The organism is Thiomicrolovo sp. ZZH C-3 (genome assembly GCF_054862725.1).
Map to the genome: position 1 here is coordinate 48,363 of NZ_JBTKXX010000005.1, position 26,656 is coordinate 75,018.

Annotated in this window: 34 protein-coding genes; 27 read left to right on the plus strand and 7 right to left on the minus strand. The window is 51.8% G+C overall.

Annotated features, from left to right (window positions below; genetic code table 11):
- Positions 1–454: 454 nt before the first annotated feature.
- The 7 genes from ACXWTF_RS12780 to ACXWTF_RS12810 all read right to left on the minus strand — a co-directional run bounded on the left by ACXWTF_RS12780 (position 455) and on the right by ACXWTF_RS12810 (position 5,505).
- Positions 455–1,342 carry a ParB/RepB/Spo0J family partition protein gene (locus tag ACXWTF_RS12780; RefSeq protein ID WP_461715374.1) on the minus strand — a complete coding sequence of 296 codons (888 nt, stop codon included), beginning with the start codon at positions 1,340–1,342 and terminating at the stop codon, positions 455–457.
- Between the two features lie 3 nt (positions 1,343–1,345).
- A complete protein-coding gene (locus ACXWTF_RS12785) occupies positions 1,346–2,164 on the minus strand; it encodes a ParA family protein (RefSeq protein ID WP_461715375.1) in 819 nt (272 codons plus the stop codon).
- Between the two features lie 145 nt (positions 2,165–2,309).
- Positions 2,310–2,651, minus strand: a complete 342-nt coding sequence (locus ACXWTF_RS12790) for a hypothetical protein (protein ID WP_461715376.1) — start codon at positions 2,649–2,651, stop codon at positions 2,310–2,312.
- A 283-nt stretch (positions 2,652–2,934) separates the two neighbouring features.
- Positions 2,935–3,432 carry a hypothetical protein gene (locus ACXWTF_RS12795; RefSeq protein WP_461715377.1) on the minus strand — a complete coding sequence of 166 codons (498 nt, stop codon included), beginning with the start codon at positions 3,430–3,432 and terminating at the stop codon, positions 2,935–2,937.
- Between the two features lie 273 nt (positions 3,433–3,705).
- A complete protein-coding gene (locus tag ACXWTF_RS12800) occupies positions 3,706–4,068 on the minus strand; it encodes a hypothetical protein (RefSeq protein ID WP_461715378.1) in 363 nt (120 codons plus the stop codon).
- Positions 4,065–4,214, minus strand: a complete 150-nt coding sequence (locus tag ACXWTF_RS12805) for a hypothetical protein (RefSeq protein WP_461715379.1) — start codon at positions 4,212–4,214, stop codon at positions 4,065–4,067. The genes ACXWTF_RS12800 and ACXWTF_RS12805 overlap by 4 nt, the downstream gene beginning before the upstream one ends.
- Before the next feature lie 763 nt (positions 4,215–4,977).
- A complete protein-coding gene (locus ACXWTF_RS12810; protein ID WP_461715380.1) occupies positions 4,978–5,505 on the minus strand; it encodes a hypothetical protein in 528 nt (175 codons plus the stop codon).
- Positions 5,506–5,613: 108 nt separating this feature from the next.
- Here ACXWTF_RS12810 and ACXWTF_RS12815 point away from each other — a divergent pair, with 108 nt between their 5' ends.
- From ACXWTF_RS12815 to ACXWTF_RS12945, 27 genes are all read left to right on the plus strand, one after another.
- Complete coding sequence (locus ACXWTF_RS12815; RefSeq protein WP_461715381.1) at positions 5,614–7,227, plus strand: hypothetical protein; 1,614 nt, start codon at positions 5,614–5,616, stop codon at positions 7,225–7,227.
- Positions 7,228–7,741: 514 nt separating this feature from the next.
- On the plus strand, positions 7,742–8,038 hold the full coding sequence (locus ACXWTF_RS12820; RefSeq protein ID WP_461715382.1) for a hypothetical protein: 297 nt from the start codon (positions 7,742–7,744) through the stop codon (positions 8,036–8,038).
- 283 nt (positions 8,039–8,321) lie between these two features.
- Positions 8,322–9,782, plus strand: a complete 1,461-nt coding sequence (locus ACXWTF_RS12825; RefSeq protein WP_461715383.1) for a toprim domain-containing protein — start codon at positions 8,322–8,324, stop codon at positions 9,780–9,782.
- 1 nt (position 9,783) lies between these two features.
- Positions 9,784–10,050: a hypothetical protein gene (locus ACXWTF_RS12830; RefSeq protein ID WP_461715384.1), complete on the plus strand. Its 267-nt coding sequence runs from the start codon at positions 9,784–9,786 to the stop codon at positions 10,048–10,050.
- Between the two features lie 478 nt (positions 10,051–10,528).
- Positions 10,529–11,065, plus strand: coding sequence for a single-stranded DNA-binding protein (locus ACXWTF_RS12835; RefSeq protein WP_461715385.1), 537 nt, complete (start codon positions 10,529–10,531; stop codon positions 11,063–11,065).
- Positions 11,066–11,189: 124 nt separating this feature from the next.
- Positions 11,190–12,614, plus strand: a complete 1,425-nt coding sequence (locus ACXWTF_RS12840; RefSeq protein ID WP_461715386.1) for a hypothetical protein — start codon at positions 11,190–11,192, stop codon at positions 12,612–12,614.
- A gap of 126 nt (positions 12,615–12,740) precedes the next feature.
- Positions 12,741–13,847 carry a hypothetical protein gene (locus ACXWTF_RS12845; protein ID WP_461715387.1) on the plus strand — a complete coding sequence of 369 codons (1,107 nt, stop codon included), beginning with the start codon at positions 12,741–12,743 and terminating at the stop codon, positions 13,845–13,847.
- A 56-nt stretch (positions 13,848–13,903) separates the two neighbouring features.
- Positions 13,904–14,029 carry a hypothetical protein gene (locus ACXWTF_RS12850; protein ID WP_461715388.1) on the plus strand — a complete coding sequence of 42 codons (126 nt, stop codon included), beginning with the start codon at positions 13,904–13,906 and terminating at the stop codon, positions 14,027–14,029.
- A 424-nt stretch (positions 14,030–14,453) separates the two neighbouring features.
- Positions 14,454–14,711, plus strand: a complete 258-nt coding sequence (locus tag ACXWTF_RS12855) for a hypothetical protein (RefSeq protein ID WP_461715389.1) — start codon at positions 14,454–14,456, stop codon at positions 14,709–14,711.
- Complete coding sequence (locus ACXWTF_RS12860; protein ID WP_461715390.1) at positions 14,708–15,001, plus strand: hypothetical protein; 294 nt, start codon at positions 14,708–14,710, stop codon at positions 14,999–15,001. Before ACXWTF_RS12855 ends, ACXWTF_RS12860 begins: the two co-directional genes overlap by 4 nt.
- A 12-nt stretch (positions 15,002–15,013) precedes the next feature.
- Positions 15,014–15,175, plus strand: coding sequence for a hypothetical protein (locus ACXWTF_RS12865; RefSeq protein ID WP_461715391.1), 162 nt, complete (start codon positions 15,014–15,016; stop codon positions 15,173–15,175).
- 119 nt (positions 15,176–15,294) lie between these two features.
- Positions 15,295–16,383 (plus strand): DNA polymerase III subunit beta, encoded by a 1,089-nt coding sequence (locus tag ACXWTF_RS12870; protein WP_461715392.1) that lies wholly within the window; start codon positions 15,295–15,297, stop codon positions 16,381–16,383.
- A complete protein-coding gene (locus tag ACXWTF_RS12875; protein WP_461715393.1) occupies positions 16,383–16,637 on the plus strand; it encodes a hypothetical protein in 255 nt (84 codons plus the stop codon). The genes ACXWTF_RS12870 and ACXWTF_RS12875 overlap by 1 nt, the downstream gene beginning before the upstream one ends.
- A 10-nt stretch (positions 16,638–16,647) precedes the next feature.
- Positions 16,648–16,944, plus strand: a complete 297-nt coding sequence (locus ACXWTF_RS12880) for a hypothetical protein (RefSeq protein ID WP_461715394.1) — start codon at positions 16,648–16,650, stop codon at positions 16,942–16,944.
- Positions 16,941–17,132, plus strand: a complete 192-nt coding sequence (locus tag ACXWTF_RS12885) for a hypothetical protein (RefSeq protein ID WP_461715395.1) — start codon at positions 16,941–16,943, stop codon at positions 17,130–17,132. The genes ACXWTF_RS12880 and ACXWTF_RS12885 overlap by 4 nt, the downstream gene beginning before the upstream one ends.
- Entirely contained in the window at positions 17,122–17,838 is a 717-nt protein-coding gene (locus tag ACXWTF_RS12890) for a hypothetical protein (RefSeq protein ID WP_461715396.1), read from the plus strand. Before ACXWTF_RS12885 ends, ACXWTF_RS12890 begins: the two co-directional genes overlap by 11 nt.
- A gap of 10 nt (positions 17,839–17,848) precedes the next feature.
- Positions 17,849–18,199: a hypothetical protein gene (locus tag ACXWTF_RS12895; RefSeq protein ID WP_461715397.1), complete on the plus strand. Its 351-nt coding sequence runs from the start codon at positions 17,849–17,851 to the stop codon at positions 18,197–18,199.
- Between the two features lie 243 nt (positions 18,200–18,442).
- Positions 18,443–20,689, plus strand: coding sequence for a helicase-related protein (locus ACXWTF_RS12900; RefSeq protein WP_461715398.1), 2,247 nt, complete (start codon positions 18,443–18,445; stop codon positions 20,687–20,689).
- A 14-nt stretch (positions 20,690–20,703) separates the two neighbouring features.
- Complete coding sequence (locus ACXWTF_RS12905) at positions 20,704–21,885, plus strand: hypothetical protein (RefSeq protein ID WP_461715399.1); 1,182 nt, start codon at positions 20,704–20,706, stop codon at positions 21,883–21,885.
- A 242-nt stretch (positions 21,886–22,127) separates the two neighbouring features.
- Entirely contained in the window at positions 22,128–22,541 is a 414-nt protein-coding gene (locus ACXWTF_RS12910) for a hypothetical protein (RefSeq protein WP_461715400.1), read from the plus strand.
- Between the two features lie 11 nt (positions 22,542–22,552).
- Positions 22,553–22,747 (plus strand): hypothetical protein, encoded by a 195-nt coding sequence (locus ACXWTF_RS12915; protein ID WP_461715401.1) that lies wholly within the window; start codon positions 22,553–22,555, stop codon positions 22,745–22,747.
- 38 nt (positions 22,748–22,785) lie between these two features.
- A complete protein-coding gene (locus ACXWTF_RS12920) occupies positions 22,786–23,025 on the plus strand; it encodes a hypothetical protein (RefSeq protein WP_461715402.1) in 240 nt (79 codons plus the stop codon).
- Positions 23,026–23,028: 3 nt separating this feature from the next.
- Positions 23,029–24,042, plus strand: a complete 1,014-nt coding sequence (locus tag ACXWTF_RS12925) for a DUF6094 domain-containing protein (RefSeq protein ID WP_461715403.1) — start codon at positions 23,029–23,031, stop codon at positions 24,040–24,042.
- Positions 24,043–24,086: 44 nt separating this feature from the next.
- Positions 24,087–24,230, plus strand: coding sequence for a hypothetical protein (locus ACXWTF_RS12930; RefSeq protein ID WP_461715404.1), 144 nt, complete (start codon positions 24,087–24,089; stop codon positions 24,228–24,230).
- A 139-nt stretch (positions 24,231–24,369) separates the two neighbouring features.
- Entirely contained in the window at positions 24,370–24,726 is a 357-nt protein-coding gene (locus ACXWTF_RS12935; protein ID WP_461715405.1) for a hypothetical protein, read from the plus strand.
- On the plus strand, positions 24,723–25,676 hold the full coding sequence (locus tag ACXWTF_RS12940; RefSeq protein WP_461715406.1) for an adenine nucleotide alpha hydrolase family protein: 954 nt from the start codon (positions 24,723–24,725) through the stop codon (positions 25,674–25,676). The genes ACXWTF_RS12935 and ACXWTF_RS12940 overlap by 4 nt, the downstream gene beginning before the upstream one ends.
- Before the next feature lie 10 nt (positions 25,677–25,686).
- Positions 25,687–26,649: a phosphoadenosine phosphosulfate reductase domain-containing protein gene (locus tag ACXWTF_RS12945; RefSeq protein WP_461715407.1), complete on the plus strand. Its 963-nt coding sequence runs from the start codon at positions 25,687–25,689 to the stop codon at positions 26,647–26,649.
- Positions 26,650–26,656 lie beyond the last annotated feature (7 nt).

Consider the following 26,656-nt stretch of genomic DNA (forward strand, 5'->3'; position numbering starts at 1 on the left):
TTACTATCTATACGAATGAAATTGCCAAACTGTTACGGCATTTACTTTCATATACGCACTTATGCGTCGTACTATTACAGCTCTTACTTTCCTCCAAACTGTTCTAGTTGCCGGGAGCACATTCCCCTCCCCTATTCCGATGCGACCAGCGCACCGTGCCGACGAGTTTCGTTCTCTTGGTGCTGAGTCTGGTACGCATGAGGATCTGCAAAGGGAGCTGTCCAGAGTGTAGGAAATGCGCTTGATTGCAGCGCTGCAGAGATTGTGTCCAGGTGCATAGCTGCTTACCAAAACCTTAGTTTGCGCGCACATGTGCGTCTCCCCTGCCTTCTTGTAGGGGCAAAAACCCCTTTTGGCTGAATTATAGCGGGGAGTTCAATTTTGACCAACCTCCAGAAATGGAAGTGTTTTGCATGTTGGATTGTGCCCCGGGGACGGGGAGTGGGGGGAGGGGTTACAGGAGGCCGAACTCTTTAAGCAAAGAGATCATCCGACCGCCGAACTCGCGTTGTTCCGTCTTTGAGAGTTTTTTGGTGTCGAAAGAAATAGGTTTGAGCGTATTGCCGTCCAGGAGTGTCATAGTGGCCTTGGTGTTGACCTGCCCTCCTTTGTTGTTGGCAATAGCGACCTGTTCAGCCAGCCAGCCTCTGTCACGCTTGTTGTTGACAAATTCATAATAAATGTCGTTTTGCTTCCGCTCGTCCTTTACTCTACGGATCATATCGAGTGCGAGCGTATCCCATGTGCTTTTGTTTTCGCGGAGATCGTTGATGATCTCCTGGGAGAGTTTGAGATACCCGAGCATCATGGTCATATAGCTTTTTGACTTGCCGATCGAATCCGCGAGCTCCGTTTGGGTGTCAAAAACTCCACTGTCGAGTATGTCCCTATAGGAGAACGATTTCTCCAACGGATGGACCTTTTCGCGCTGCTCGTTTTCCGTGTGGACGATGGCGACGAGATCCTTGGCCGTAAGTTCGCCGAGGTCGATCGCCAGGATACTGGATTTTTCGGCTAGGATTGTGGCACGTTTCCTTCTGTGTCCGACGGCCAGCACTTTTTTCCCTTTGTAAGTCCCGTAAGCTACTGGATGGATGAGACCGCGTATTTTGATCGAGTCGGCGAGGGACTGCAGTTCATCTTGGTCATAGGTGATGCGGTACTGGAATGGGTTGTCGGCAAGTTCGTTTACATCGACGATTTTAAGCTCATAGGCAACACCGTCGATTATGATCTTCTCGTTCTCTGCTTTTGTCGCTGTCGTTGTCGCGCCGGCGTCCTGATTACCCTTACGGTCGCGCAGTTTCTTGACAATGTGGCCGACGTTACTTTTATCGCTCATAGGTTACTCGATTCCAAAAAATGCTTTGATTTCTGCGGTCGCTTTGTCAATCCGTTTCTTGGCTACATTATAGGCGACGGCATTAGTAGTGCTCAACTTCTTGATCGAGGCGCGGCGGTCCTCCATCGTCCTGATTGCTTTACTGTGATTGATTTGCGTAAACATGTACTTTGCTCTGTCCTCGTACCCGCCGGATGAAATATGGTCGCGAATAACCTCTTCAACACTCTGGCGTTCTTCTTCGTCGATAAAGTTGTTTACGACAAAACAAAGGCGCGCTTTCTTTGGATTCTCATACAGCGCAAAGAAGGCATCAATGGTATCTTTGGTATATGAAATGCTGCGTCGCCCGGGGATAACGGGAATGATAAAGTTGCGTGTAAGTGCGATCATGTCGGCTACGGGGCCTGCGACCTCACCGGGAGTGTCTACGATAATGGTGTCAAACTCTTCACAGGCTGCGTCGATCGCATCTTTCAGGCTGACGCCGTCTTCCTCGAGCTCAAAGAGGTTCACTGCTTCAGAAGCATTCGACATGTTGGCGTCCTGGTCGTCGGTATTGATGATAACGCTCGATCCGACCGTAGATGCTTGAAGCAGGTTGGCAATGGTGCTCTTGCCTACACCGCCTTTGAAATTCAAAAGCGCGATAAATATGCTCTTTGCCACTGTTTTCCCCTTTGTTTCCTTGGATTTTTCATCGCTGTAGTATTGCGTCATTGCTTCGAATAGTTTGGGATTGGTTTTTCTGGTGTGACGTATAGCCCCCTCCGACTTGTCATAGAAATTTCCGATTTCGACATTGGAAAAGTCATTGGCCATTTAAACCACCTCTCGTCATATATTACGAGCATTATAACTGCAATGCAAAAATAATCCAACACGTAGAATGAAATATGGAGAAAAATAACCTATTGGAGGGTGGTGTAGAGCTGCCCGCGGCCAATAGCAGCAGGCTGCGGCGCTGTTAAGGGAAGAGGTGTCCTAGATCCAGAATCGCTTTTCCGGTCACCCTGTAGACGACGACTGCCCTTCCTTTGGAGGGCTTGAAAGATGCTTTTTTCATATACCCAAGCTCCACCGCGACACTGGTTCGCCCGGATAGGAATGTGGATAACAACTCATAAAGATAGAGCCATCTGTCGGCTATATCGTCTGCTTTTTCGCTGGCGACCCAGCTGAACGTCTCTCTTCCGTCTGGTGTGATCTCGTCGACCTTGATGAGATATCCATTACGGAAGGACCACGCCCGAACATCATTGAGCAAATCGGTTAGGAGCAACCTGTGTGTGATATCACATATTTCCATTGCCCTGCTCTCTTTTTAGCTTTTATGGGCCCGGAAGCAACGCTGCCGAACCAACTGTTAAGAAAAAATCGTGGGTGGGTTTTTCTTCATGGCACTCCTTGATTTTAGGTGGGGATACCGTGAGCTTATAGTGGAAAATGGATATGGCCAAAAAAGTGGACGTTTTTTGAAAAAAGATTTTGGGTCACGCTCTGAAAAAAGAATATTGCACTGGGGCAGGGTGGGGTAGAGTGTTTCTATATCGAGTTCAACACGTTGAACTTTTTAGAATCGGCGGGGTAGTTCAACACGTTGAATTTGCCTTCGTATCAATGTTTGTTACTGGGCAGGTGCCACAGACAGCATTCGGCTTGTTGAAGAGGTGCCCCAAGTCAACTATCGCCTTGCCTGTTACACGGTAGGTGAACACGTGACCGTCGCGCGCTTTGAAACGGGCAGAGCGCAAATATCCTAGCTCCAGCGAATGGTCGACATTTCTTCTAAGATATCCGTCCAGTTCATCATAGAGCCATAGCCAGCATTCACTTAGGTCGTGTCGGGCCCTGTCGCTCGCGATCCAGGTAAAAGTCTGAGTCCCGTCTTGCAGGGTCTCATGCAGCTTTTGCAAATAGCCCCTTGAAGAAGCCCACGACTTCACATCGTTCAGCAGGTCGGTCAGCAGCAGCTCCTTTGTGATGCTGTGAAACTCTGAAAAGTGAGGCTCGGGGGTATGATCCTCATGATTTTGATCGGTTCCTTCGCGCCCCCCGAGAATAGACGCTGATCTAAAACTAACTAACAAAAAAAAACCTTGAAAAATAATTACGGAAGAAAATAATATTAAAAACAGAATAAAATAAACATTAGCAAGATATGGTTTTATATCACATATTTATCAATTATTGTGACAAAAGCCCTGTTTAACGTGTTGAACTTTATTGTAGGAAGGGATAAAAAATTGGCTTATAGGCAACTTTTTGAATGATTTATAGGGTAGTGGAGAGGATTGTCGGGAATCTCCCCGACATTTTGTTTCGCTTTTATTGCTCGCTTTTCTGGCCAGAATGGCAACGCATTACTTCTTCAGAAGTAGATGCCCCAGTTTCAAAACGGCCTTTCCGGTGACACGATAGGTACATACTTTTGTACCATCGCTAGATTTAAACTTGATCTGCTTCAGATAGCCCAGCTCCAGTGCCGCATCACGGTTCTTTGATAGAAAGGTGTACAGCTGATCGGAGGCAAAGAGCCAGTCTTCGGCCAACTCTTCGTAGGCGCTGTTGGATGCGACCCATGTAAAAGTGTGTCGCCCGTCCGCGGAGATCTCGTCAACCTTGCAAAGGTATTTCCGTTTTGTTGCCCACGATTTTACATCGTGTAGCAAGTCTGTTAGCATCAAGGGTCTGGTGATGTGATCTAGATCCATACGTGCGGTCATTGGTGCAGTTCGTCAAGCAGTACCTGGTACTGGGCATTACGATCTGCGATTTGGTTCGCAGTATCAACGGATCCGGAAAGCACTTGCCCGCCCATCCAGAAGCCTACGAGAATGATTGCAAGCGTGATTTTCTTTGTAGTAAACATGGAATGTCCTTGTGTGGTGATGTGATGTAACAGAGGGAACCGTCGCAGTAGCAACGACTCCCAGAGTTACACCAAACACCGGACAAAACCCCCAAATACCTTCTCGACGCAAGAGCGTCACGGCCGAAGCCCCCTTCAATTCGGTAATGGGTTAAGCGATGCACCCAAAGGGTGGTGCATCCGGGAAAAATTAGGCAGTGCCGTACGGTACTTTGCCTATGATCCGGCGAGAACCGGATATCTGATATTCAAGCATCTTAAAACGCATAGCGTCCCGAGGTATCGATGCAAGAGCTGCGCACCCACAAGGGAGGTGCCTTAATTGTTATCTCATGAGGTCAATTTGACTGTTGTGAGAAGTCGTCGCGTCTGCGACAGACTTGATCTGATCAATGCCGTACGTCATTGTGATGCAGATACTGATTGTGAAGATGATAAGTTTCATGGAAATATTCCTGTACAAAACAGGAGTCCCGCCAGGAGTCCTGTTCACACACAATGCGTGGAAGAACCCCCGTGGGGAAAGAGTAGTATAGACCTCAAAGCAACTGCTTTTCCCTCGAAAGGTACTCGTTTACCAGTGCAAATGAGGTTTACAGCCTAATGCTGTACCTGGCCTGTCAGATTATAGAGCGGCAATTTCGGAGGCTTCACTATCGTACGATATGAAGGGATCCCGGACAGGGAGCGCTCTTACACAAAGTGCAAAAAATAAAATTCTTCGCAAATGAGTCTAAAAATAAACTGCAACAATTATAACAAATCAGAATTGGAAGTCAAAGCAGTTGTAGATCCAGAGTGCGGCACCGACAAAGAGGGCTATTACAAGACCCGCGCCGGAGGTGACACCCTTGGCCACCATAATCCAGTCCTGAAAGGAGAGGGTGCCCGCCCACCATAGCTGCATCATGACGTACACGAGAAGCCAGAACGGCCACGAGCCGTAATTGAGATCCCCGTAGAAGAATCGAATCGAGCAGGCGCCGCCGGCGCACTGTACCTCCGCTATCTCGAAAAAAACGAGCAGCCAATAAAGAGCCGCCCATGAGATTTTCGGAAGCAGGGCAGGGATAATCCACCGTATATCCGATTGCGAACGGGCCAGCGAACCGGAGGCACTACCCATCACATACTCGTTCCCGACGGAGGCCTTGCGGGGGATGAGTGTAAGGCTCGTGTTCCGAAAGCCGAGCATGATCAGACCGAACCAGTGAAGGAATTCGTGCAACAGCGTTCCCGGGAGAAAGAAAAAGGTTTTGAGAATGAAGCGTAGGCGGTAGATGAGGTTCAACGGGATCTCCTTTCGCGAATTGTTCCACAAGTTGACGAATCGGACAAGCTGCTGCGGGTTGCCTTTTTTTGAATGCTTATCTAAAATCACGGATTCGATAGAAAAATATTGGAACAAGGCTTTGATATGCTGATAAACCGCCTTCTGACCTTCCCGATCGCACTTTCGCTCGTGGCCTCGCCCTTTGCCGCCCTCGCGGAAACCTCACCGACTGAGAAGTGTGTACTCTTCAGTGTCCAGGATCAGGGATTGGTCGGTGACCTGGAAGGAAAGAGGGTCTTTACGACCAGCGAGTACGCCTATCAGTGCACCACCACGACAGTGGAGGAGGGGGATTGTATCAAATACCGCGAAAGCCACACCGAGCTTAATACATCGGCGAACCCGACAGGTATACCGTATATTTCAAGCGATATGGGCGGCTCCCTTGGCGAAATGTTGGGGATGATTAGTGCGACTGAGCAGATAAACAGTATCTTTTCGGGTTGGCACGGCTACTGCATCGACGGGCTGGAGGTGGACTTCTCCGGGCTGACGGATCCGGCGTTCCTTGCGGGGATCGCGCTGTCGGTGGCCGTGGCCACTTACGGCGCAGACTACGTTCAAGGTGCAGGGCAGGAGGCGTGGAGTTCGGGCGGGGCATACGCCCACGCTGCAAAGATGGCGGCGGAAGAATCGGCTCAGCTCGCGGTTGCCTCGCTGGCCTGTGCGGCGCAGGCCGGTATCGACACCTATGCGCTGTTGACCCGCGACGACGATATCGGCTGCGACCCGGTCGACGAATTCTGCGGCGAAGAAGGAGGGGAGGGCGACAGCGATCAGGAGTTTTCCCTTTCAGTTCAAGACTACAACGACATTATTGCCGAAGATCCGGATTATGCCGATTGGATAGAGATTATCAGAACGGAAGAGGATGTGCTCTATGTCCGCATCGTCATGCCGCCGCAGGAAACCGCAGATTCAACCAAAGACGCGCAGGAAGCGGCGGAGAAGGCGCGGGAAATGGCCAGAAAGATTGAAGCGGCGGTTATTGTGGCGTCAATGGCCGCCTGCGTTGGCACGGCGGCGCTGACCGGGTCCGCCGCCACGACCGCGACCGCATCCGATGTATCTCCTACCTCGACACAAGCAATCGGGACTAAACTGGCTTCTATTACAGCTACTGCGATATGCGGGCCTCTTTGCGGGGCCGGCGTTTCAGTCCTCGCAGAGTTCGCAACATCGTTCAAGCAAGTCAACAGCTGCGGATCGCATTCCGACGCGGAAGAGCAGGGGCCGCGCCACGTCTCCACTTACGAGCACAAGCGCCACGACATGTGCCATAAGATCGTTCGAAAATGCATTGACGAATCGCCCTGGGGGGATTGTGTACTGAATGCCGAGTACCACTGTTGTTACGACCAGCTGCTTACAAGGGTACTGATGGAGCAGATCAAGGCGCAGCTGGGTAAAAACTGGGCACACTGCACCGACGTCAACCTCAACGAATTTACCCACATCAGTTTTCGCCGCTGCACGGAGAGCGACAAGGCAGCCGGCTTGGACGGAACCACGCTCGGCTATGAAGCCGCCTTCGCCGAACGGCAGCAGGCATACCAGTACGTCAGCCGATGCATCGACTACGATGAATACGTCGCATGGCTCGAAGAACAGACGGGCAGTATCATCGACCTCACCGAACTCGAGGACACCCTCAAAGGGGCGACGGAGAATCTGAAGTAGGCGCTGCGGGTTGGTGCGTCCGAAAAGATACGCTACAATCCTCGCAGTTTTATTTTAAGAACTATTACGATTTACATCGTACATAGCAAGAGTGCTCCCTGCCCGGATCCCTTTTTATCGCAAGATAGTTAAGGCCGAACCCGCGCTCTCTAATCTGGCAGGTAAGAGTGGCATTCGCCACATATCAAGTGCTGGCAAAGAGTACCGCTATCGGGAAAAACAGCACTCTTCGGCCTTTTGGCCCGCTTTTTATCTAGTCTGCTGAAAGCTGACATGATGGTTTGTTTTAGGATAAACCGTGTCGGCCTGCAGGCTGCACACCTCCTATTTCCACCAATATCATTCAGTTTTCAGGAGCCTAGTACGAGGCTCAATTTCCGGCTCGATGCCACAACGCTTAAAAAACGTGTGGCACTGCCGCTCCCGTTTTTTCGTTGTGTTGTCACCCGGACAGGTGCGCTTTTGGCGCCAATCCGTCCTACAAGGGACACCCTCGCAAGAACAGGAGATTGAAATGTTAGATATTCTCGCAATAACGTTCATAATCTTTGCCCCTTTGACAATCTTCGTGCTTGGAATGATTGCAGGGAAAAAAATTATAGATACGGTAGGTAAAACATTCAAGCGCATCGGCAAAGTTTTGACGGCGCAGCGCTTCGTTGTTGTTTACCTGGGCTTAGGTCTGTCCATTCTGGCGAACAATGTCAACGACATTATCGCTTGGAATACGGAAGCCATGATGCTGCACATCGTACCGATTTCATTTGGTATAATGCTTGTAGTGATTGGCACCATCTTCTTTGAGGAATAACCTCGGAAGCACCGAAAGGAAAGTCATGTTTAACGAATATATTAACCCGGCCACAATCGTTTTAGGGCTCATGGTTTTATTCGGACTAGCAGGGATCGTCGGCAAGATCCTAACCCACTACGACAACAAGCGCGGATACTGCGACCTCTAGGCTTTTACGCCGCCGCGCACACCCACATACCAAGTTTTACGGCCTAGCCGTTTTCTACACTCACCCACGGGGAACGTATGCATCCCCTCCGGGTGCGTCGTATCCTCCTGCGGGTTGTAAAAAGGAGCTACGATGAGTAGAATACCAGGCAATATGCAATATGACACCTCAAAGTATCCGTACCTGCACGACGAAGAGAGTTTGAAAGCCCTTGATATCCGTGATGTGATGATACGCGCAGGTTACGAAAACGATGGGTCAAAAGTCTATTGTACCAACCACAAAAAAGGAAAGGTGAAGTATTACATCAGCGATGGCAATCGCTGCACCTGTTACGACTGCCATCAGCTGGAATCGGCCTCTCCGATCTACGTGGTGATGCAGAAGAAGAACATGAACAAGCATGAAGCTTGTGAATGGCTCGAGCAGGAGTTTAGAGTCGACAAAATCCCCAACCCGGATTACGACGGCGAGCGCCAAGCACACTCCCGCCGAACGGCACCCGCCCGGCGCGCCGCTCCTGCAGCTGCACCAAAACCTCAAGAAATCACCTATGAACAGTTTGACCCCTCCAAAGCCTGCACCCACATTGATACAGAACAGTATCGTTCTTCCTACCCGAAGATGAAGGCGGAGCAGCGCCTTAAGATGGCAATGACCGACTACTACCGCTTCGCACTGGGCACAAACCAGAAAGCCAAGTATGGATATTACGCGGACCGGGGCATCAAGCCGAACCGAAAAATGGAGGCGATTGCCTACCTTTCGGCCAAAAGCTTCGCGCACGCGGTGCAGTTCCTCAAGGAACGCTATCCGCTGCGGGACCTGGTAGAGTTCGGACTGATCCACGGCGACGATTCAAAGACGCCCGGTGAGTTCAAGCTCAACTACGTCAAGCGGGGCGGTTTGCTTCTGGTTCCGTCATTCGACCTCTACACCGACATGGTGACGGGCTTTATGGCGCGACCGACGCATCCACCGAAGTGGATGAAAGAGCGGAAAATGAAAGAGATCCAGATGAGCAAGACGGATATCGTCAAGCCGCTTCCGTTCGGGCTGACACATGAAATGCTCCTGTCGAAGACGCCGTTCGTGTTTACTACGGAAGGGCACCCTGACGGGCTTGCGTTGCCAGACGAGATCGAAGTCGGCGGGAACACCCACCCGACCTTTGCCATCTCGACCCCAGGCGTCAACGGTTACAGCGAGGAAATGCTCGGTTTGCTTCGCGGCAAAACGGTGATACTCGCCTATGACCAGGATGATGCAGGGCGTATCGGTGCAAGCGGCTATGTCGAGATCCAGTCGCAAGACGGCACATTCAAGTACCCCAACGACGACCGCGCACGCGCAGCGATCGAACTCAAGGAGCGCCAGCTCCAGCTCAAAAACGCAAAGTTTATGAGACATGAGCACGTCGGGTTGGTTCAGCGCCTTGCCAATGCAGGTGTGAGTGCCCTTGTCCTCGAATGGAACCCGCGCCTGGGCGGCGATATCAACGATGTGCTGATCAACGGCAACATCGACGAGGTCGTCGAACAGACGATTAAGCCGCTGATTGCGGCAATTCCAAGCACGTCTGCAGGAGATTGAAATGTTCGAAAAGATCATAGAAAAAGACGGCGTCCAGTTTGGCCCTTGCCCGTTTTGCGGGGAGCTTCCCGAAGTCGAAACAGACGGAAGCAGCGTGGATATAAACTGCTGCTGTAATATGTCGCTTGAAAAGAGCGATTACCTGACCAGCGAACAAAGGGGTACGTGGAATAACAAAACGTATCTGTACTCGGATGAAGCTGAGCAGTTGGTGCTGACAGAAGCATCCAGAAAATGGAACAGGCGAGCTGCAATAAGCTCGGAGTAATCGGTCGGGGAGACCCCCGGCTTTCCCGTTATTTTCAAGTGCATTTCGATGGGTTTGAATATGATGGCCGCTGTGGGTTGGAGAAATCGGGCGCATCTGATAAAATGAGCCCAGTTTTATTTTAAGACTACACATTCATTTGAAACCAGGTTTCTTACGAACAGTAGCAAGAGCTTTCCCGTCCGACGGTTGCATCGTGGATGCGTCGTTTATACTGGCTCTATAAAAGGACGGTTAGGTGCGGAAATCCGCACGGTTTCGAGATTCTTCATTCCATTTCGGAAATCAGAAGGCTCGAACATTCTTACTATTACGAGGGCTGCTCAAAGCCGACAGAAAACATTTTGTCGGCGTCAGCCTTCAAGTGTCCCTGTCGTCTTTGAGGAGCGTTCGTTCGGTTGCCCTTTGGGCTCAACAACGCTTCGGCGTACAGGGACACCTTCATGTCCCTTACCGCGTTACGCGGAAAGGCTTTCACATGTTCAATACAGTCATCTTAGTCGGCAATCTCACGCGAGATCCTGAACTCAAGTATACGCAAGGCGGATTGGCTATTTGCAAAACCGGCATTGCCACAAACAGAAAGTTCAAGAAACAGAACGGAGAACAGGTCGATGAAACTATGTTCATTGATATCACGTTCTTCGGTCGCAGCGGCGAGATCGTAAACCAATACCTTCGCAAAGGCAGTAAAGTCCTCATTGAAGGACGCCTTATGTTGGAGCAGTGGACCGACCAAAACGGTCAGAAACGCTCAAAACACTCGATCAGCGTCGAGGACATGAAAATGCTCGATTCTCGTACCGACGCGGCACAAGGAAGTTACAATGCCCCTACGGGCAACAATGACACCTACGCGCCGCCACGACAGGCTCACTCAAACGGATACCAGCAGCCGCAGCAGGGATACAATCCACCGTCGCAGCCGCAAAACGCCTATCAACCTCCGAGACAATCTATGCCGGAAAATACTATTCCGGAGATCGATATCGAGGAAGACGAAATTCCGTTCTGAGGATAGAGCGAATCGAACTAATCAACCCCTACTAATCTGGCAGAAGCCGAATCACACTCGTGAACCTCGGCGCTGCCTACGGTCACCTGTGTAATCGCTCCTGCTTTTGCGCCAAGGAGACCGCATGATCCAATTCAGACAATCAGAATTTGAAGATATCCTTCACGGGATGGCATCAAACGACAAGTCTGCCCAGGACGTTGCCTACGAGATGATCGACGAAACCCGGGACTTCCACCAGGAAGTCGTTTTAACGGGCTCCACGGTCAACAACTTGTCGGTCAACGCCTTTTACTGGGCAACACGGAGTCTCTTGGGAGTGGCATTCGACTCGAACTACAGTAAAGTGTTCGGTTCGATGATGCACTACGGCACCGAATTTTTGCACAAGCACAAAATCAACACCGGAAAACGTCCCCCTCTCAGAGACGCACTGTTGGCGATGGCAAAGAAAGGCCGCAAACTCTATTACGGAGAGCTGCCCGAAAGCGCCAAAGACAAAAGTGCCAAAGACTACATGCCTCTTAAAGCCCTCTACACCGAAGCCAAAGCATTTATGCATCTTTACTATGAGCAGGTAGCGCCCTCCGCCTCCCCCGTGGAAGTGGAAAGACGTATCAAATACCCGCTTGCAGCCGACGATGGTATGCCGCTGAACATTCTGCTCTCTGGGCAGTTTGATCGGCGCGATCGCGTCAAGATGCACGACGTGCTTTCCGATATGGTCGTCGACCTCAAAACCTCCAAGATGAATATCTACGGTGAAAAGGTTGAGGATCCGGAACTGGAACGGTTGCACGAGGAATTACAAGAGGCTTCCAAGAAGCTCACCCGCGATGATAAAGTAAAGCGCCTGGAGGAGAACCTTCGTGTCGCCAAACGGAACCCGTCAAAAAGTGAACTCCAAAAAGAGCTTGAAGCCAGCATCAAAGCGGCACGCAAAAAGGTCGACGCCAAACGCACCCCTGAAGAGGATCGCGCGGAAGCGCAGCGTCTTATCGACGAAACCGACCCGAAAGTGGCTGCTGAGATCGAACGCATCGAGCGTCAACACGAAGTGAACTTGAAAGCAGCAGAAGATGCACTCCGGCACTACCAGCTCCAGCGCGAGCAGGACCAGGCCGATCGCATCGAGCAGCTTCAGAAGGAGATCGAGCCGTTGCAGGCAAAAGTCGATGCATTGCAGTATGAAAATGACTGTGAAGCGGCCCGGAAACGGTATGGGAAGCAACTCGCGTTCTACGCACTGTTGATCATGCTTGTTGACGGGATCGAGGTCAAATACGGCCGTATCGAACTTCTGCTGCGGCAGGCAGTTCCGAAGATCCGGGTGTTTGAATTCAGTATCGAAAAAGAGGTACGCGAACTTGTCAAAGAGATCGCCACTATCGTCGAACTGATCGAGCTCTGGAGAAACGGAACGCCGGCCAGACTTCTTTTCCGTCCGAACCGCGACACATACATCGGCCAGGAGCTGATGAAAATTGTCGACAATATGCAGGTGGACGAAGAGGACGACCAAGACGAGTCGTTCCAAGCAGCTGCCTGACACACACTTAACGAACACTCCACGAAACATCACCAGCGTTTACCGCGTCAAGGATCTCCTAGCGCGGTAGCGCTGCAGGTCCCTATTGCGCGGTTTCACACGAATGAAACACCGAAAGGACCTCAAGTGAAACAAAATCAGCCAACAGACATTGCAAAGATCCTGCAAAAGAAAATTGCAGGCGCACAAACGCCAGACGAAGCCTCCGAAGCTCCGGTTAACAATGTTGTACCCGCTGCCAAGCCAGCGGTCGCGCAGAGTAACGGGAGCATTTCTGTATTCCAGAACGAGGGCAACTTCAAAATCGCGCAACGCATGGCATACGCGCTTTCTACAGCCGACTTCACACCGCAGCGCTATCGCGGCAACCTTTCCAACTGCCTCCTGGCACTGGAAATGGCTAACCGCATGGACGCAAGCGTCATGGCTATCATGCAGTCCATGTTCGTCGTTAAGGGCAACCCCGGGTGGTCGTCGCAGTTTATCATTGCGTCAATCAACCAGTCGGGCCGTTTCAAGACGACACTGATGTATGACACCGACGAAGACGGCAAAGGAAACGTTATCGCCTGTCGCGCGTACGCTCTCGATCGCTTTGGCAACAAAGTCGATGGTCCGAAAGTGACCCTTGCGATGGCGAGAAGCGAAGGCTGGACCAAAAATGAAAAGTGGGAATCGATGCCGGAGGTTATGCTCCGCTATCGCGCCGCAGCGTTCTTCGGACGTCAGTACGTTCCGGAAATGCTCATGGGTATGAAAACGGTCGAGGAGTTGGAGGACATTCACGAAGTGGGTGTCGCCGACATGCCGCCGGCCGGGACCGTACAGCACGAAGCGCCGCAGAAGCAGCCCGATCAGCCAGAAATGGTTGACGCGGAAATCGCAGAAGATGTGCCGAGTGCTCAAGCTGAACAGCCGGAACAGAAAACTCCTGCAGCATCTACCGCCGCGCCGCTCGAACTCATTGATTACGATGAGGAGCAGCAAGAATCCAATTTCCCCCCGATCAACACCATCTCTGATCTGACATTTGCGCTCGATTCTATCGGGCTCGCAGTGGAAGTGAAGAAAGGTACATCGGGGCTTGACTGGTTTGCAGGCGTTCAGGTGCCGGAGGACGATCCGTTGGCAGAAGCGCTGATCGAACTGAAATTTATTTTCCGCATGGGACGTTACGTCCGCAAGGTCACCGATCTTGTCAAAGCGGAAGAACAACTGCAACAAGCGTCCTAAAAGGACAGTAGCGGGCTACGGCCTGCCTCCAAAGAAACGATACAGAAGGAAGAAGCATGAAATTCATTGCATTCGCGTTCATCATCGCAGGGCTTCTCGGAAGCTCAAAAATCGCTGCTGCGTTCGACCAGGTCGATTCGCACAAGTCGGCGGTATCAAGCGCCATCGAGGCCATGCACTAAGGATAGAGCATGCACGTTTTCAGACCTCTACAACTGGTAAAAGCATACGACGATACGGTAAGTGAGCCGTACGTCATCGTGCTCAGAGAAAAGCAGACGCTCGTCACGGTAAAGCAGTGGAACTTTTCCTCCAAGGAGGAGCGCTTCGCTGCACTGAGACACCTACGCGCCTGTATGAGTTAACCCCCTAGAACCACGACAACACCCACCGACTGATTGCCCGGTCCGGCTTCGCTACGACGTATGACGCAATCGCTCCGAGCGACAGCGAGATTACGGCCGCAAGCGTGTGTCCGACCTCGATCGAGGTGAGTGCCAGTAGTGGGAAAAGGGAGATAAGAAGAAGATGCAAAACGTCGCTCCGCGGTGGTTTGCAGCAATTATACAGAAAGAGACAAAAATGACATACTCAGCGAAACAAAGAATGAAGGCAACACTGCATGCCTTTGTAATCCCTATGGCCCTGGCGATCGCCGCCTTCATCTACAAAAAAGAGTATTCACTGCTCGTTTTCGGCGCTTATCTGCTGTTTGCCTGCACGATCTACTCCTATAAGTACATCAAAGACAAAGAGGATGAGGCGGCCTTCTGGTTTTTCCGGATCGGCGCAGTCTATGCCGCTCTGCTCTTTATTGTGCTTTTGCTCGTCATGATCGGCGCCCTGCAAGGGAGCTACCAATGATCGAGTTGAAAGGCGAGGGAGTCATAAAGGACTTCAGTTACGACGCCTCGAAGCTCTACGAGGGCAAAAACCTCTGGTGGATCAGAATCGTCACCAATTACGGGGACGAGACGATCTTCCTGGTTGCAAAGAGGACAAAAGAAGTTACACGCTTTTGGAATCAGCAGCTGGTAAAAGGGGCAAAACTGACCTTCGAAGGCTACATGGCCGGGGGAAAAATGTTCGCAAGATCCGCTCTTGTCAAAAAGAAAATCGTCCAACAGTCCTTCGAGGGCCTAGAGGCGTCATAAGAGGAGGGCACTATGCCTCGCGTAATTACCAATCTTTTCGGTGAGCGCGTCGTCGATTTCAGCCACCTTCGCTCCCCCGCACAGGAGGAGAAAGAAGAGGCCATCCGTTTGCATGCAAAGCAGCAGACTTTCGACGATATCCGCAAGCCGAAACTTTTCTACATCAGCTTCTAATTCACTGCCTTGAAAGGCGGTAAACCCCCATGCATCAGCGAGGGAGTGTTCAGCCGCCGACATGCATAAGGCAGCTGCATAAAAACCAAAATCAGAACGAAAATACAAAAGGTAAAACCATGAAAACGATCATCAACAAAAGCATCTTCGAGCAAGCAGTAGCAAAAGCGGCATCTTTCACCGACGCCAAAGACGACAGCGCCAAGTGCGTATTTATCAGCGGCAAGGAAGGTCTCTTATCTATTGAGGCTACGAATTTTCTCGAGTCGGTCAAACTCATCGGGATCCCGTATCAATCGGATGAGCTCGGTGGCGAAATTGAGCGCATGGCCGTTGACGGCAAGCGCCTCCAGACCATCGTCAAAGCTTTCAGCGACGGCGACCTGGAACTGACGCGTGAAAAAGATGAATTGACGATCAGACAAGGGCGCTCCCGCTTCAAAATGAAGATCATGGAGCAGAACCCGCTTGAAAACATCAACTTCCCGAAAGGGGAGAAAGAGCTGAAACTTAACAGCCAGCTTATTGAAGGCATGGGCCTGATCGCTCACACGATTGATCCCAATACTCCATCGAACGCTATGGGCGGCGTGCTGCTCGACGTGACTACGAAGGCGATCGCCATCGTGGGAACCGACGGCAGACGCCTCGCGGGCGTTCGTTACGAGCATGAGGCGATCGAGAATGCGCAGTACATCATTCCGAAGGGTTCTATGGCGTCTATCGCCAAGAACTTCGGCGGGGAGATCAGCTGCTCGGTGGATGAGGTCTACCTCACCATCGAATCCGACACCATGACCTACACGACGAAACTGGTCAACGCCAAGTACCCCGACTGGAAACGCATTTTCCCGAAAACGGCGAAGATGCAAGCCACTTTCCGCACAGCGGATCTTCTCACGCTTGCCAACCAGGCGGCCGTTATCAGCACTGACGCCACCGTAGAAGTTACCGGAGGAGAGATCGTTCTCACTTCCGAAGACGACAAGGGCGGTTCGGTGCAGACGGCTACCGCGGTTGACAGCGAAATCGAGGGGATTAAGTTCTCGGTAAATCTCAAATTCCTGATCGACTGTCTCCAAATGGCGGAGGACACGTTCGATCTGCTCTACAACGAGGCAAACCTGCCATTCGTTATCAAGAGCGGGATCATGAACGAGGTCATTATGCCGATCGCTTCGGTCGATACCAAAGCGGAGGCAGCGTGATGAGAGTTTTTATCGATCCGCACGCCGAAAAGCGCGCCAACGAACGTTCGACGGACATTTCGATGTTCCTCTCGGACGAGATCACCGGAGAGCTTAAAAAGCTGCCTATGGGCAAAAAGCTTGTTAAACGTATCAAAGGCACAACGATTGTGTTCAAAAAGACCAATCGGACTCAGACGGTTTTCATGAAAACCGTATGGGGCAAACGTGCCATAAATAACATCGACTACAATCCTGCGCCGACTCCTGCATAGGCGGTGACGCATGGACTTACTCGACTTCGAGATCGAGGTTGAGACGGTTTACAAACCTAAGCCCTCTCCGCCGGCGTCAAAGCCTGCAAAACCTCGATTCACCAACCACACACCAGAAATAAAGATTCTCCCCCAATCCAACGTCACCAAGGAAGATATGTTGAAGCGCCTCGTGCTGCTTTGCGATCTCCTGAAGCCTTACGAAAACCTCAGCGATGAGGCGATCCAAAAGCTCGGCAAGGAAGAGTGGGAGACGGTGCGGACCTATCGCATCCAAAGAGAACAATTGAAAAAGGAGCTCGCATGACGTACGTCATCGCCAGAGAGGATCGCCAGGCGCGAACGTTGGTTCATCTGATGGACTTCACAAACCGACCGAAGCGATTCGGTTCCTTCATCCAAGCAGAGGATTTCCTGCTGCGCATGGGTGTCCCCGCGGCCCTTATCGGCACAAGCGACTACAAGATCGTCAAGGGGGCCCCCGATGCTGCGTGACCAGAAATTCCTTGAATCAGACGCGCTGCAGTTCCTGGAGGTTAAACCCTTCAAGATCAAAGCAGCCAAAATCGAATTCGCCGAGGCCGAGTTCCTCAGCGCCAAAGAGAAAGGACTGATTTACCGTAAATGGGTGAGCTTTTTGAACAGCCATTTCAAGCAGTCCAACTTCACAAAGAAGGTGTACGAACATCTGCATCTGCACTGTGGCTACATCGCGCATTACAACATCAACGGCTTTTACGAAAACTATTTCACCGACCTTCAGGAAGAGTGCAAATGTTTTGATACCGACGATCTGCATACAAAGCGTTATTTCTATGACGTCTACCGCTCAATGTTCAACTCATCCGGCCCCGACTTCGGTCTGCACGGCTTTCTCGAGAACTGGACAGGACGCGGCTTCATGGGTGCACGATTCGATGGAGATTACGGCGACGTAAACACGGCAATGCGTGACGCACTCCTGGACTACATGATCCAATACGAGCTGCTGATCGACGCCGCGAATACAAAGCTGGAAAAAGCCAGACAATCAGAACGTGTCAAGCTCAAAGTGCAGCAGCGCGACCGCCTCAAAGCGGTTATCGCCAATGTGCAAAACGAACTTGACCAGCTGGAAAAAGAAATGATCGATGAGGTCGGAAACGCCGCTAAAGCCCCGAAAGGTGCCCCGGCGGCATTGACACTCTTCGACGTTGCATAAAGGATCCGAAATGGAAACATTATTCGAACAGGTAAAAACGGAACTAGAACGGCACAGTAAATGTACGGTTTATGCCCCGAACCACAAGGATGCGATGGCGCTCAAGGATTACTTTGACGCCCACCTCGCCCCCTACGATACGGTTCTGGTCACCCCCCATCATTCACCCACAAAGATTATCGAGCTCCTTGAAAGTTGCGCCGATATCGTCATCGCTTCACCCGCCTTAATTCTTGGCGGGATCCGGATGCGTGACTACCAGGCAATCTTTTTTTATGGAGACGAAATGCTGCCAAACGTCAAGGCCCAGCTGATCAGCAAACACTTTGTCCCCGGCAGCCCGTTCCCGACCGTCTATTAACCCTTATGAGCAAAGAATAGGACAAACACAATGAGCAATATCCCAACACTGTCGCTTTCGGAAATCATTACTGAAAACCGTGAGGTGTTTTATCAAGAACTGAACGATGTTATCAAGCCGTCTTTTCAGGGGCTCGAAACTCCGGAAAGCTATGACAGCTATATAAATCTGTATCTTCGTACGCTCCAGCGCCCACTCTTCCCGCGCCAAGCCCGCCTTGTCGCCGCCGGCACTGAGCACCTGTTGAAAAACAAGTCGCTCATCGTCTCTTCGGAGATGGGTACCGGCAAAACGCAAATGGCGATCGCGCTTGCTGCGCACAAGAAGTTTGTGGTCAATTTCATCATGGCACCGCCGCACCTGGTGTCCAAATGGGCTGACGAGATCCGCACCATCTACCGTAACGGCCAGGTCAAGTACAAGATCGTTATCGTGTCACGTTGGACGGACCTCGTCCCCTACACCAAACGCAATCTTCGCAAAGAGGGGGTGAAGTATTTCTTCATCGTCTCGCGCGAAACTGCCAAGCTCTCCTACCGGCGCAAGCAGGTCTACAACGTTCGTTACAAGTACGTGACGAAGGGCGAAGCGCTTGACGGCGCAAAGGTGGAAGTAAAGCAGAAGATCGCGGTGGCAGTGTGCCCATGCTGTGGAAAGGAGCTTGACGAATCCATCAATGAGTACCCCCACTTCAAAAACATTCCGTATAAGTGTCCGGTCACGGAGAAAGATGCCGAAGGCAACGATATCCCCGGCACGGAGTGCGGAACGGTGTTGCGCGATGTGGACCGCGAACAAAGCGAGAGTATGCGTACGCGTATCTCGGTGGCGGAATACATCAAGAAACAGTGGCCCAAGGGCTCCATCGACCTTTTGATCGCGGACGAAGTCCACGAGTACAAAGGCGGTGACACGGGGCAGGGGAACGCATTTGCGATGATGTGCACCCGCGCAAAGAGGATTGTCGGTCTGACCGGAACGCTTCTCAACGGGTACGCATCAAGCCTCTTTTACATCCTCTATCGTCTCAATCCTTCCTTGATGAAGCGCGAGCTTAACCTCGACTACAATCAGGTCAAGCAGTTCGTGGAAATCTACGGCGCGCACGAGGAGATCGTCGAGGCGACGGAAACGAATAACGAGGGCATCGTCACCCGCATGGGTAAACGCATCGCACTCAAAGAGAAACCGAAAATTTCACCGTACCTCCTTTCCTTGATCCTGGACATGACCATCTTTTTGCGTCTGGACGAGATCAAGATGGACGAGTCTATGGCTCTGCCTCTGTACGAAGAGATCATTGATCTTGTCGATATGGATAAGGAGTACGAAAACGAATACGCAGACTATATCGGAGAAGTTGCGGCGAAGATCCGTTTCGACAAGCGTTTCCTCGGGAACCTTGCCAACGACGGCCTTTCCGTCGCGGACCTTCCGTTTAGTTACCACTCCGCTCACCACGAGGTGTTCTATACGCCCCCGGTGATTCGCCACGAATCGCAGCGTGAGAACGAGAAACAGAAACTGCTTCCGATCACGGCCAAGGAGAAACGTCTCCTCGAGCATGTGAAAACGGAACTCAAAGCGGGCAGAAAATGTCTTGTCTACGTCTACTTCTCCAACAAGGGGGTCGGCGACGACATTCAGCAGCTGCTTGAAAAAGAGCTCGGCGGCTACACGGTCGCCCTGCTGAAACCATCCATCCCGGCCAAAAAGCGCCAGAAGTGGATCGAAAACAATCCGTCTGACGTGCTGATCTGCAACCCCGAACTGGTGAAAACCGGATTGGACCTGCTGCAGTTCCCGACGATCATCTTCTACGAACCTACCTACAACGTATTTACGCTGAAGCAGGCAAGCCGAAGAAGCTGGCGTATCGGGCAGCGCGACAATGTAAAAGTCATTTTCATGGCTTACCGCAATACCGCCCAGCACAAAGCTCTCGAGCTTATCGGTGCGAAGGTGGCCGCGGCCAACAGCCTTGAAGGACGCCTTAGCGGCGACGATGATCTCTCCAGCATGGGTGACGACGACGACAATATCCAACTTCAACTTGCCAAGGCCATTTTGAGTGGCGAAGGCATGTCGGAGGATATCGAGACGACCAGGATTGAAAGCCTCGGTCAACGCGAATGGGATCCGTTCGAGGAGTATTACCTCAAGCTGCTGCAAGAGTACACCGTTCCGGCATACGAAGACTTCGACGACATGGCGGTCGCGCTCGATGGCGCATTTGACGAGTATGAGGACGCATGGGGCATCTTTGATGAACCGCAACTCCCAACGAGCTCCGATGATGTTCCGATCAGCATTGACCTGTTCGGTGAGGACGGGCCGGAAGAAGACAACGACGAAAAAATCACCATCTACAAACGCATTAAGGTCGGCAAGGGCTACAGAGAGCAGCGTCTCGAAGTGACACGGGCCGAAATCGATGCAATGGTAGCAGAGCAAGAGGAGACTGCATCTATGCAGCTGAGCCTCTTTTAAAAGCAAGGAAAACGATGAGAAAGGTAACTGCGAAAGAAAAAGATACCGTTGAATACAAGGGTAAAAAATACAAGGTGCTTGACAGCTCCGGTCGGCCAAACATTTTCGTGAACGGCGAAGGGCGCGTCTATCTTGACGTAGAACACGTCGAATACGAGATTTTGGACGTCTATTACCCGACGATGAGCTATGCCGGTGCAACTGCGCTGGTGCTCGGATCGGTAATGGACGAGAACGGCCACCTGGTCTACCTCGACTTGTTCGGGCAGGAGGACTATGTGAAATCGATCACTTCGGTGATCATGCAAGGCCGCCTGAAAATGAATGACCATTTCCTCGCGTACTCGGAGGGCTACTTCCAAGTGCACAAAGCAGGAAATAAACGCAAGATTGAGATCCTGGGCGAAGGCATGGTGCGCGCTATCGTAAGCCACGCCCCGAGCATCCGGGATACCAACTTCGACGTTATCATCGCCCCCGACGCCAAAGGGCTGTCCGCCCACTTTAAACAGTGGATGGAGCGGACGAATCCTCAACCGTATCCGGCTGAGGCGCTCGACGATATCTACGCCGAGCTAAAGGATCGCGAGCTTCTCGTGGAGCTTGTATGCGTCGGAGCGGTGAAGGCTGTTTCCATCAAGGATGAGGTCGGCATCAACGAGTTTGAGCTGATCCGTGAAATCACGCTTGAAGTGTGCCTGCGCAAAGGCTTAATCGACAGAATCATGCAGCCGGAGGAGGTGGCCGAACAATCGGACTTTGCCTATCCGCTGCCTAAATCGCCTCTGCTCACCGAAGAGCAGGTGGCTTCCACTTACGCGGCTCTCGAGAAGATCCCCGCAACATACGCAACGGACGGTTGGGCATTCAAACCGGTCGGCATCAAGCTTTTTGGCGGTGCTGCAACGGCTTATGTCACTGAACGCGACGTATCCGCGGGCGATGAGATCGACGGCCAGGTCAACGGCCAGATTCAATGCTTCGGCTATGTGGATCTCGGCTACGGCGGTGAATGGGGCTACATCAACTTCGACGAGCTGATCGAGGCGGGTCTTGAGATGGACCTTTACTTCGAGGATCGGTATCTCGCCGGCAGCGGTTCGATTATGACCCGGGGGGAGTTGGAGAAAATGGCGGCTGAAGCCGGCATTGGCTTTGACGAACTGGTGCGTCATGGGATCCGCAGCGCGGCGTAGGGGGTGTTTATTGGAATTTACTTCTATCAAACGCCTCGGACCGGTCTGTAGCGAATGCGGGTGCAACATTACGCATACCGAAAGCAAAGAATTCATGGGAATGTGCACGCACTGCTATTCCCCTTCGACCGAACATGCCAGGGAGTATGAAGCGATGCGTCGTCAACTCGACCGCGTTTTGGACGCGACCTGGTACGGCAATTCAGAGCACTTTAAAGGAGTCGCCTGTGAATATTAAAAGAATGTTTAGAAGGTCGCCGCCTTCCGCGCAAACCGAGCAGCTGCCCCTGGGGTGGTTCGCGCTCTCTCACCGCTATGTCGGTGATATCAAAGAGCGCCGCAAGATGCACGGAGAGTGGTTTCGCCTGAAATCCAAGGAGGGAACGATTTACCGCGTCCTGCGGTTTTCGCCCCGCCTCAAAGGAAGTGAACGCAAAGAGGAAGGACAGCTGCTCATTGATTGGAACGGCTGGCTTGATCTGAACGGTCACGATACGAAAGATGATGCGATTGAGATCGAGATTGCGAAGGCGCGACCGTGGGAGTATTTCCACCTTGCGCTTTCCCACCCGGATCCCACTTACCGGCACAACTCTGTGCTGGCGATAGTTGGTCTGGCACTGGGCGCCGTCTCGCTGGTCGTCTCGCTGATTTAGATGGAGAGACCATGAGCAAATACTGCTGGATAATCGCAATTATTGCCTTCCTCGTCGGCCTTGGCCTCATGGCGGGAGGGTATTACGTTTACTGGTATGTTCCGATCGGAAGAATACTCGCCTTTATTACGGCGGCAGCCTTCATCGGCGTTGCGCTACTGGTTGGCTATGGCCTTTACAGGCTTTACGGCATATTCTTCAGCTAACCGCAACTGATATAGAAGAATAACCAAAAGGAAAAGAAATGAACACTGCAAAACAAACGGCGCGTACGGTATTTTTCGTTCAGCGCACAGTGATGGAAAACGGCGAATACGTTGTATGTATCGCGGAGGAAGGCACAAAGGGCTTTTATCAGACCGATTGGCTTTGGGGTAGCGATTTCGCTTATGCTGAGGCAATGTGCAACCAAAGAAACGAAGAGGTCGGGATCTCCAAAGCGGACGCTCTCAAGATCATTGTAAAATCAATGGCCCGGGGGTGATCTATGGCCCGTCTTGCATCTGAAACAAAGATGGGCTTTTATGCCACATCGACAAAAACAATCGGAAAGATCATGCAGCACTGCATCACGATGCGCGAGGAGACTTACGCGCTTGATGCTTGTTGTGGTGAAGGACAAGCGATCGAGTTCTTCAAAGAAGAGTACGGCTGTTATAACTTCGCCGTAGAGCTTAATGAGGCTCGTGCAAAAACGGCAGCGACCCGGAATATTGGGAAGGTGCTTAATGCAGACGCGATCAACGGCGTTCGCAAGTCAAACCGTTGGGTTGGGTTTCAGTTTCTGAACCCTCCCTATGACTTCGGCGCGGATGGCGAACGGCTCGAACTGAAGTTCATCGAGCGTTGGGGGCTTGCTACCATTGAAGGCGGCGCGCTCATGCTCGTTGTGAATCCGTCCTCCGCTGACGAGGAGATGGCCAAGAAGCTTATCCTGCAAGGGTATGAGCCGCTTTGGAGCGTCTACGATCCGGAAAACGAGGACTATCAGAAGTTCGGACAGTTCTTCATCATCCTTCGCCGTGTCAGAGAAAACTATCGCAGTGACCTTGACGAGTTCATGGTCTACCTACAGAACCCCGTTAACCTGGACGATTGGGATGAGGTTGAAAAATTCTCCCCCAAGCGCGGCATTCCGCCGCAGATGTTCAAGGAAATGACGATGCCGCACTGGAAAGTGCAGGCCATGCTCAGGGGCTCATCACTTCACAAAGCCTTCTTCGACGATTTGCGTAAAGCGGATCTCGGGGGCGGTTCGATCGAAGTACCGAACGAGGGGCAGGGCGCCATTCTGATTGCCGCCGGCAAGCTGAACAAGCGCATTACCCTCAAGACCGGCGAGGACGTGATCCTCAAAGGGACGGTAAAGAAGATTCGTACTAACAAGGCGATGATGAACGAGGAGGATGGGAACATCGACAAGGTCAAACTTGTCGACGCCTACCAGACGGTCGTCTACTGTCTCAATATGAGCAAAGGCGGCTATTTCAGGCTTTCGTAGCAGATGCACGGAGCTTTGATAAAATTTCCGAAAAAGGAGAAAGAATGTCAAAAAAAACCATAGGACAAATGATTGGAGGCATCATCTTTATCGCATTACTGGCGTATATCACCACCGGAAAACCTGAAAAGGGGTGGGGGAAACGTCTGCTCGAGAGTGCCGTCAAGCATAAGCAAGAAAACAGATAAAAGAGCGCGTCAAGAGATATTGACCGCATCGGCCTCGGCCGACAAAGAATAGTCTGCCCGAACCGGGCTGCCCTAATCCATTTAGGGGAGTCCGCGGTCGCGTGGCTCCCTTTTGTGGTTTTACTGCAAAGGAGCCACGATGGCTGCCACTTTCCAAATCTACCGCAATTTAAAGAAGAAAAATCACTTCTCTATCCGCTACAAGCAAGGCGTAATCGACTGGGGCACTACGCTGCTCTTAACCGATTGCAATTTTCATGTTGGCGAATCGGGCCGCCTGCGCGTAGTCGAAAGACGCCGCAAGGGTGTTCATGCCTGGGTCGTCGCGAAAGCGTACGAGAAGCAGGATGAAATCAATACGGACGGGATGCATGAACTCTATTATGATCCCTATTTCACACAACACTTCCATTCCCTGAAAACGGGCGAGGTCGTCGGCAATGCGGATATTGTTGTTTGTAAAAACAACCGCTGCTTCGCTGACGGGATCTCATGAGCGCTCGGCCTGATAGCCTGTTCGACACTCTCGGCGTCAAAAGCGTCGAATCGAAGAAGCTCACGCTGTTGAGTTTCGGAGCCGGGCAGGACAGTACTACGCTGCTGTTGATGTATATCCACGACGAGACGTTCCGCAAGACATTTGCGCCGGACGGCCTCATCGTGGTGTTCAGCGATACGGGAGACGAACACGATCATACCTATGAGCACCTGGAGAACGTGAAAGCGCTCTGCAGGATCCACGGTATCGAGATTGTTCATATCGTCCCGGAAATGGGATATCACGGCAAGGGGTGGCATAGCCTCCGCGGCCAGTACAACCTCAACGGTTCTGTCGGAAGCAAAGCTTTCGTCAAGAGCTGCAGCGACAAACTGAAGATCAAACCGATCTACAACTTCCTCGAGGACTATATCGCCGACCGTTACACTTTGCCGCGAGGCAGAAAGCGCGCCCACAAGGCATTTGCGAAATTGTACGGGAAGGTACAGGTTCTTATCGGCATCGCTGCCGGCGAGGAGAAGCGCGTCGCTACCGGGTTTGAAGAAGAGTGGAAAAAACAGTCCCTGCATAATGTGTACCCCCTGATCCAGATGGGCATGGGCCGCACCGCGTGCCAGGAGTATAACCGCAAGTACCTCGATTATGAGGTTATGCCCTCGAACTGCATCCTCTGTCCGTGGATGTCGCTGCAGGAGCTTTTGTATATGTTCCGCTTTATGCGTGACGATTACGAAGCCTGGGTGGCGATCGAACAGCGGAAATTCGAGAAACATGCCGACAAGGGCGAAAAGAACCTTGGCGTATGGGGCAAATGGATCAAAGAGGAGAACCGGCCATACACGCTGCGGGACGCCTTGGCGGCCGCGGAGAAACAGTTCGGACATTGGACGGACGATGATCTGCGCGCCTACAAGATGAACCACGGCTGCGTCGGCTCGAAGTATTGAGGAGGATGCCATGAGTAACCTTCCCAGTGCGCTCTTCGAATCCGCACCCATGCAAGCCAACAGCAATGCGAAGCTCACTGTCCTCTCCCACGGGAACGGGCAGGATTCTACGGCGCTGCTTTACAGATATGTCTATGACCCGGGGTTCAAAGCCCGCTTCGCACCCAACGACTTCATTGTCGTCTACTGCGATACGGGCAACGAGTTCCCGGAAACGTACGAGCACAACGAAAAGATCACCGCGTTCTGTAAGGAGCACGGTATCGAGTATTACGTTCTGCGTCCGGAGATGGGCTATCACTATGATGGCTGGCACTCCTTGCAAAACCACTTCGATACCTACAACTCCATTATGGGGACGGGATTGCTTCGTACTTGTACGGACAAACTGAAAATCCAGCCCTTCCACAACTTCCTCGAGGAGTATATCTCGAAGCGGTACAACCTCCCGTCCGGGAGGAAGCGTGCGCACAAGCTTTTCGCCCAAATTAACGGCCCCGTCAATGTTTTGCTCGGGATCGCTCATGGGGAGGAGAAGCGGATGCGTACGGCGCCGTTTGCCGAAGCGTGGAAGCAGCAGAGTATCCGTCACGTCTATCCGCTCATGGAAATGAAAATGGATCGGCTTGACTGTCAAGACTACATTTACAGCGTCGGCCACGACGTTCCGGTCCCCTCAAACTGTGTCATGTGCCCCTTTTGTTCGCATCAGGAGCTGATTTACGTTTACCGTTTTCAATTCAAGCAGTTTCTGCAATGGGTTGAATTTGAGAGACGGAAGATCGAACGCGACACGGAGCGTGGGGTTGAACGCCCGATGGGCGTCAAGGGCAAGTGGATCCGGAAAGAGGACCGCGCCTACACGCTTGTTGATGCTTTGGAAGAAGCTCTGGAGAAATTCGGGCACCTCAGCGACGACGCACTCAAAGAGTACCGATTCAGTCATGGGCATTGCGTCCAGTCTGTTTTGTAAAAAAAAT

Excerpts from the sequence above, each read along its gene's own strand:
- ACXWTF_RS12780 (WP_461715374.1), bottom strand. The coding sequence starts at position 1,342 with ATGAGCGATAAAAGTAACGTCGGCCACATTGTCAAGAAACTGCGCGAC.
- ACXWTF_RS12785 (WP_461715375.1), bottom strand. The coding sequence starts at position 2,164 with ATGGCCAATGACTTTTCCAATGTCGAAATCGGAAATTTCTATGACAAG.
- ACXWTF_RS12790 (WP_461715376.1), bottom strand. The coding sequence starts at position 2,651 with ATGGAAATATGTGATATCACACACAGGTTGCTCCTAACCGATTTGCTC.
- ACXWTF_RS12800 (WP_461715378.1), bottom strand. The coding sequence starts at position 4,068 with ATGACCGCACGTATGGATCTAGATCACATCACCAGACCCTTGATGCTA.
- ACXWTF_RS12805 (WP_461715379.1), bottom strand. The coding sequence starts at position 4,214 with ATGTTTACTACAAAGAAAATCACGCTTGCAATCATTCTCGTAGGCTTC.
- ACXWTF_RS12820 (WP_461715382.1), top strand. The coding sequence starts at position 7,742 with ATGTTAGATATTCTCGCAATAACGTTCATAATCTTTGCCCCTTTGACA.
- ACXWTF_RS12825 (WP_461715383.1), top strand. The coding sequence starts at position 8,322 with ATGAGTAGAATACCAGGCAATATGCAATATGACACCTCAAAGTATCCG.
- ACXWTF_RS12830 (WP_461715384.1), top strand. The coding sequence starts at position 9,784 with ATGTTCGAAAAGATCATAGAAAAAGACGGCGTCCAGTTTGGCCCTTGC.
- ACXWTF_RS12835 (WP_461715385.1), top strand. The coding sequence starts at position 10,529 with ATGTTCAATACAGTCATCTTAGTCGGCAATCTCACGCGAGATCCTGAA.
- ACXWTF_RS12840 (WP_461715386.1), top strand. The coding sequence starts at position 11,190 with ATGATCCAATTCAGACAATCAGAATTTGAAGATATCCTTCACGGGATG.
- ACXWTF_RS12850 (WP_461715388.1), top strand. The coding sequence starts at position 13,904 with ATGAAATTCATTGCATTCGCGTTCATCATCGCAGGGCTTCTCGGAAGC.
- ACXWTF_RS12855 (WP_461715389.1), top strand. The coding sequence starts at position 14,454 with ATGAAGGCAACACTGCATGCCTTTGTAATCCCTATGGCCCTGGCGATC.
- ACXWTF_RS12860 (WP_461715390.1), top strand. The coding sequence starts at position 14,708 with ATGATCGAGTTGAAAGGCGAGGGAGTCATAAAGGACTTCAGTTACGAC.
- ACXWTF_RS12865 (WP_461715391.1), top strand. The coding sequence starts at position 15,014 with ATGCCTCGCGTAATTACCAATCTTTTCGGTGAGCGCGTCGTCGATTTC.
- ACXWTF_RS12870 (WP_461715392.1), top strand. The coding sequence starts at position 15,295 with ATGAAAACGATCATCAACAAAAGCATCTTCGAGCAAGCAGTAGCAAAA.
- ACXWTF_RS12875 (WP_461715393.1), top strand. The coding sequence starts at position 16,383 with ATGAGAGTTTTTATCGATCCGCACGCCGAAAAGCGCGCCAACGAACGT.
- ACXWTF_RS12880 (WP_461715394.1), top strand. The coding sequence starts at position 16,648 with ATGGACTTACTCGACTTCGAGATCGAGGTTGAGACGGTTTACAAACCT.
- ACXWTF_RS12885 (WP_461715395.1), top strand. The coding sequence starts at position 16,941 with ATGACGTACGTCATCGCCAGAGAGGATCGCCAGGCGCGAACGTTGGTT.
- ACXWTF_RS12890 (WP_461715396.1), top strand. The coding sequence starts at position 17,122 with ATGCTGCGTGACCAGAAATTCCTTGAATCAGACGCGCTGCAGTTCCTG.
- ACXWTF_RS12895 (WP_461715397.1), top strand. The coding sequence starts at position 17,849 with ATGGAAACATTATTCGAACAGGTAAAAACGGAACTAGAACGGCACAGT.
- ACXWTF_RS12905 (WP_461715399.1), top strand. The coding sequence starts at position 20,704 with ATGAGAAAGGTAACTGCGAAAGAAAAAGATACCGTTGAATACAAGGGT.
- ACXWTF_RS12910 (WP_461715400.1), top strand. The coding sequence starts at position 22,128 with ATGTTTAGAAGGTCGCCGCCTTCCGCGCAAACCGAGCAGCTGCCCCTG.
- ACXWTF_RS12915 (WP_461715401.1), top strand. The coding sequence starts at position 22,553 with ATGAGCAAATACTGCTGGATAATCGCAATTATTGCCTTCCTCGTCGGC.
- ACXWTF_RS12920 (WP_461715402.1), top strand. The coding sequence starts at position 22,786 with ATGAACACTGCAAAACAAACGGCGCGTACGGTATTTTTCGTTCAGCGC.
- ACXWTF_RS12925 (WP_461715403.1), top strand. The coding sequence starts at position 23,029 with ATGGCCCGTCTTGCATCTGAAACAAAGATGGGCTTTTATGCCACATCG.
- ACXWTF_RS12930 (WP_461715404.1), top strand. The coding sequence starts at position 24,087 with ATGTCAAAAAAAACCATAGGACAAATGATTGGAGGCATCATCTTTATC.
- ACXWTF_RS12935 (WP_461715405.1), top strand. The coding sequence starts at position 24,370 with ATGGCTGCCACTTTCCAAATCTACCGCAATTTAAAGAAGAAAAATCAC.
- ACXWTF_RS12940 (WP_461715406.1), top strand. The coding sequence starts at position 24,723 with ATGAGCGCTCGGCCTGATAGCCTGTTCGACACTCTCGGCGTCAAAAGC.
- ACXWTF_RS12945 (WP_461715407.1), top strand. The coding sequence starts at position 25,687 with ATGAGTAACCTTCCCAGTGCGCTCTTCGAATCCGCACCCATGCAAGCC.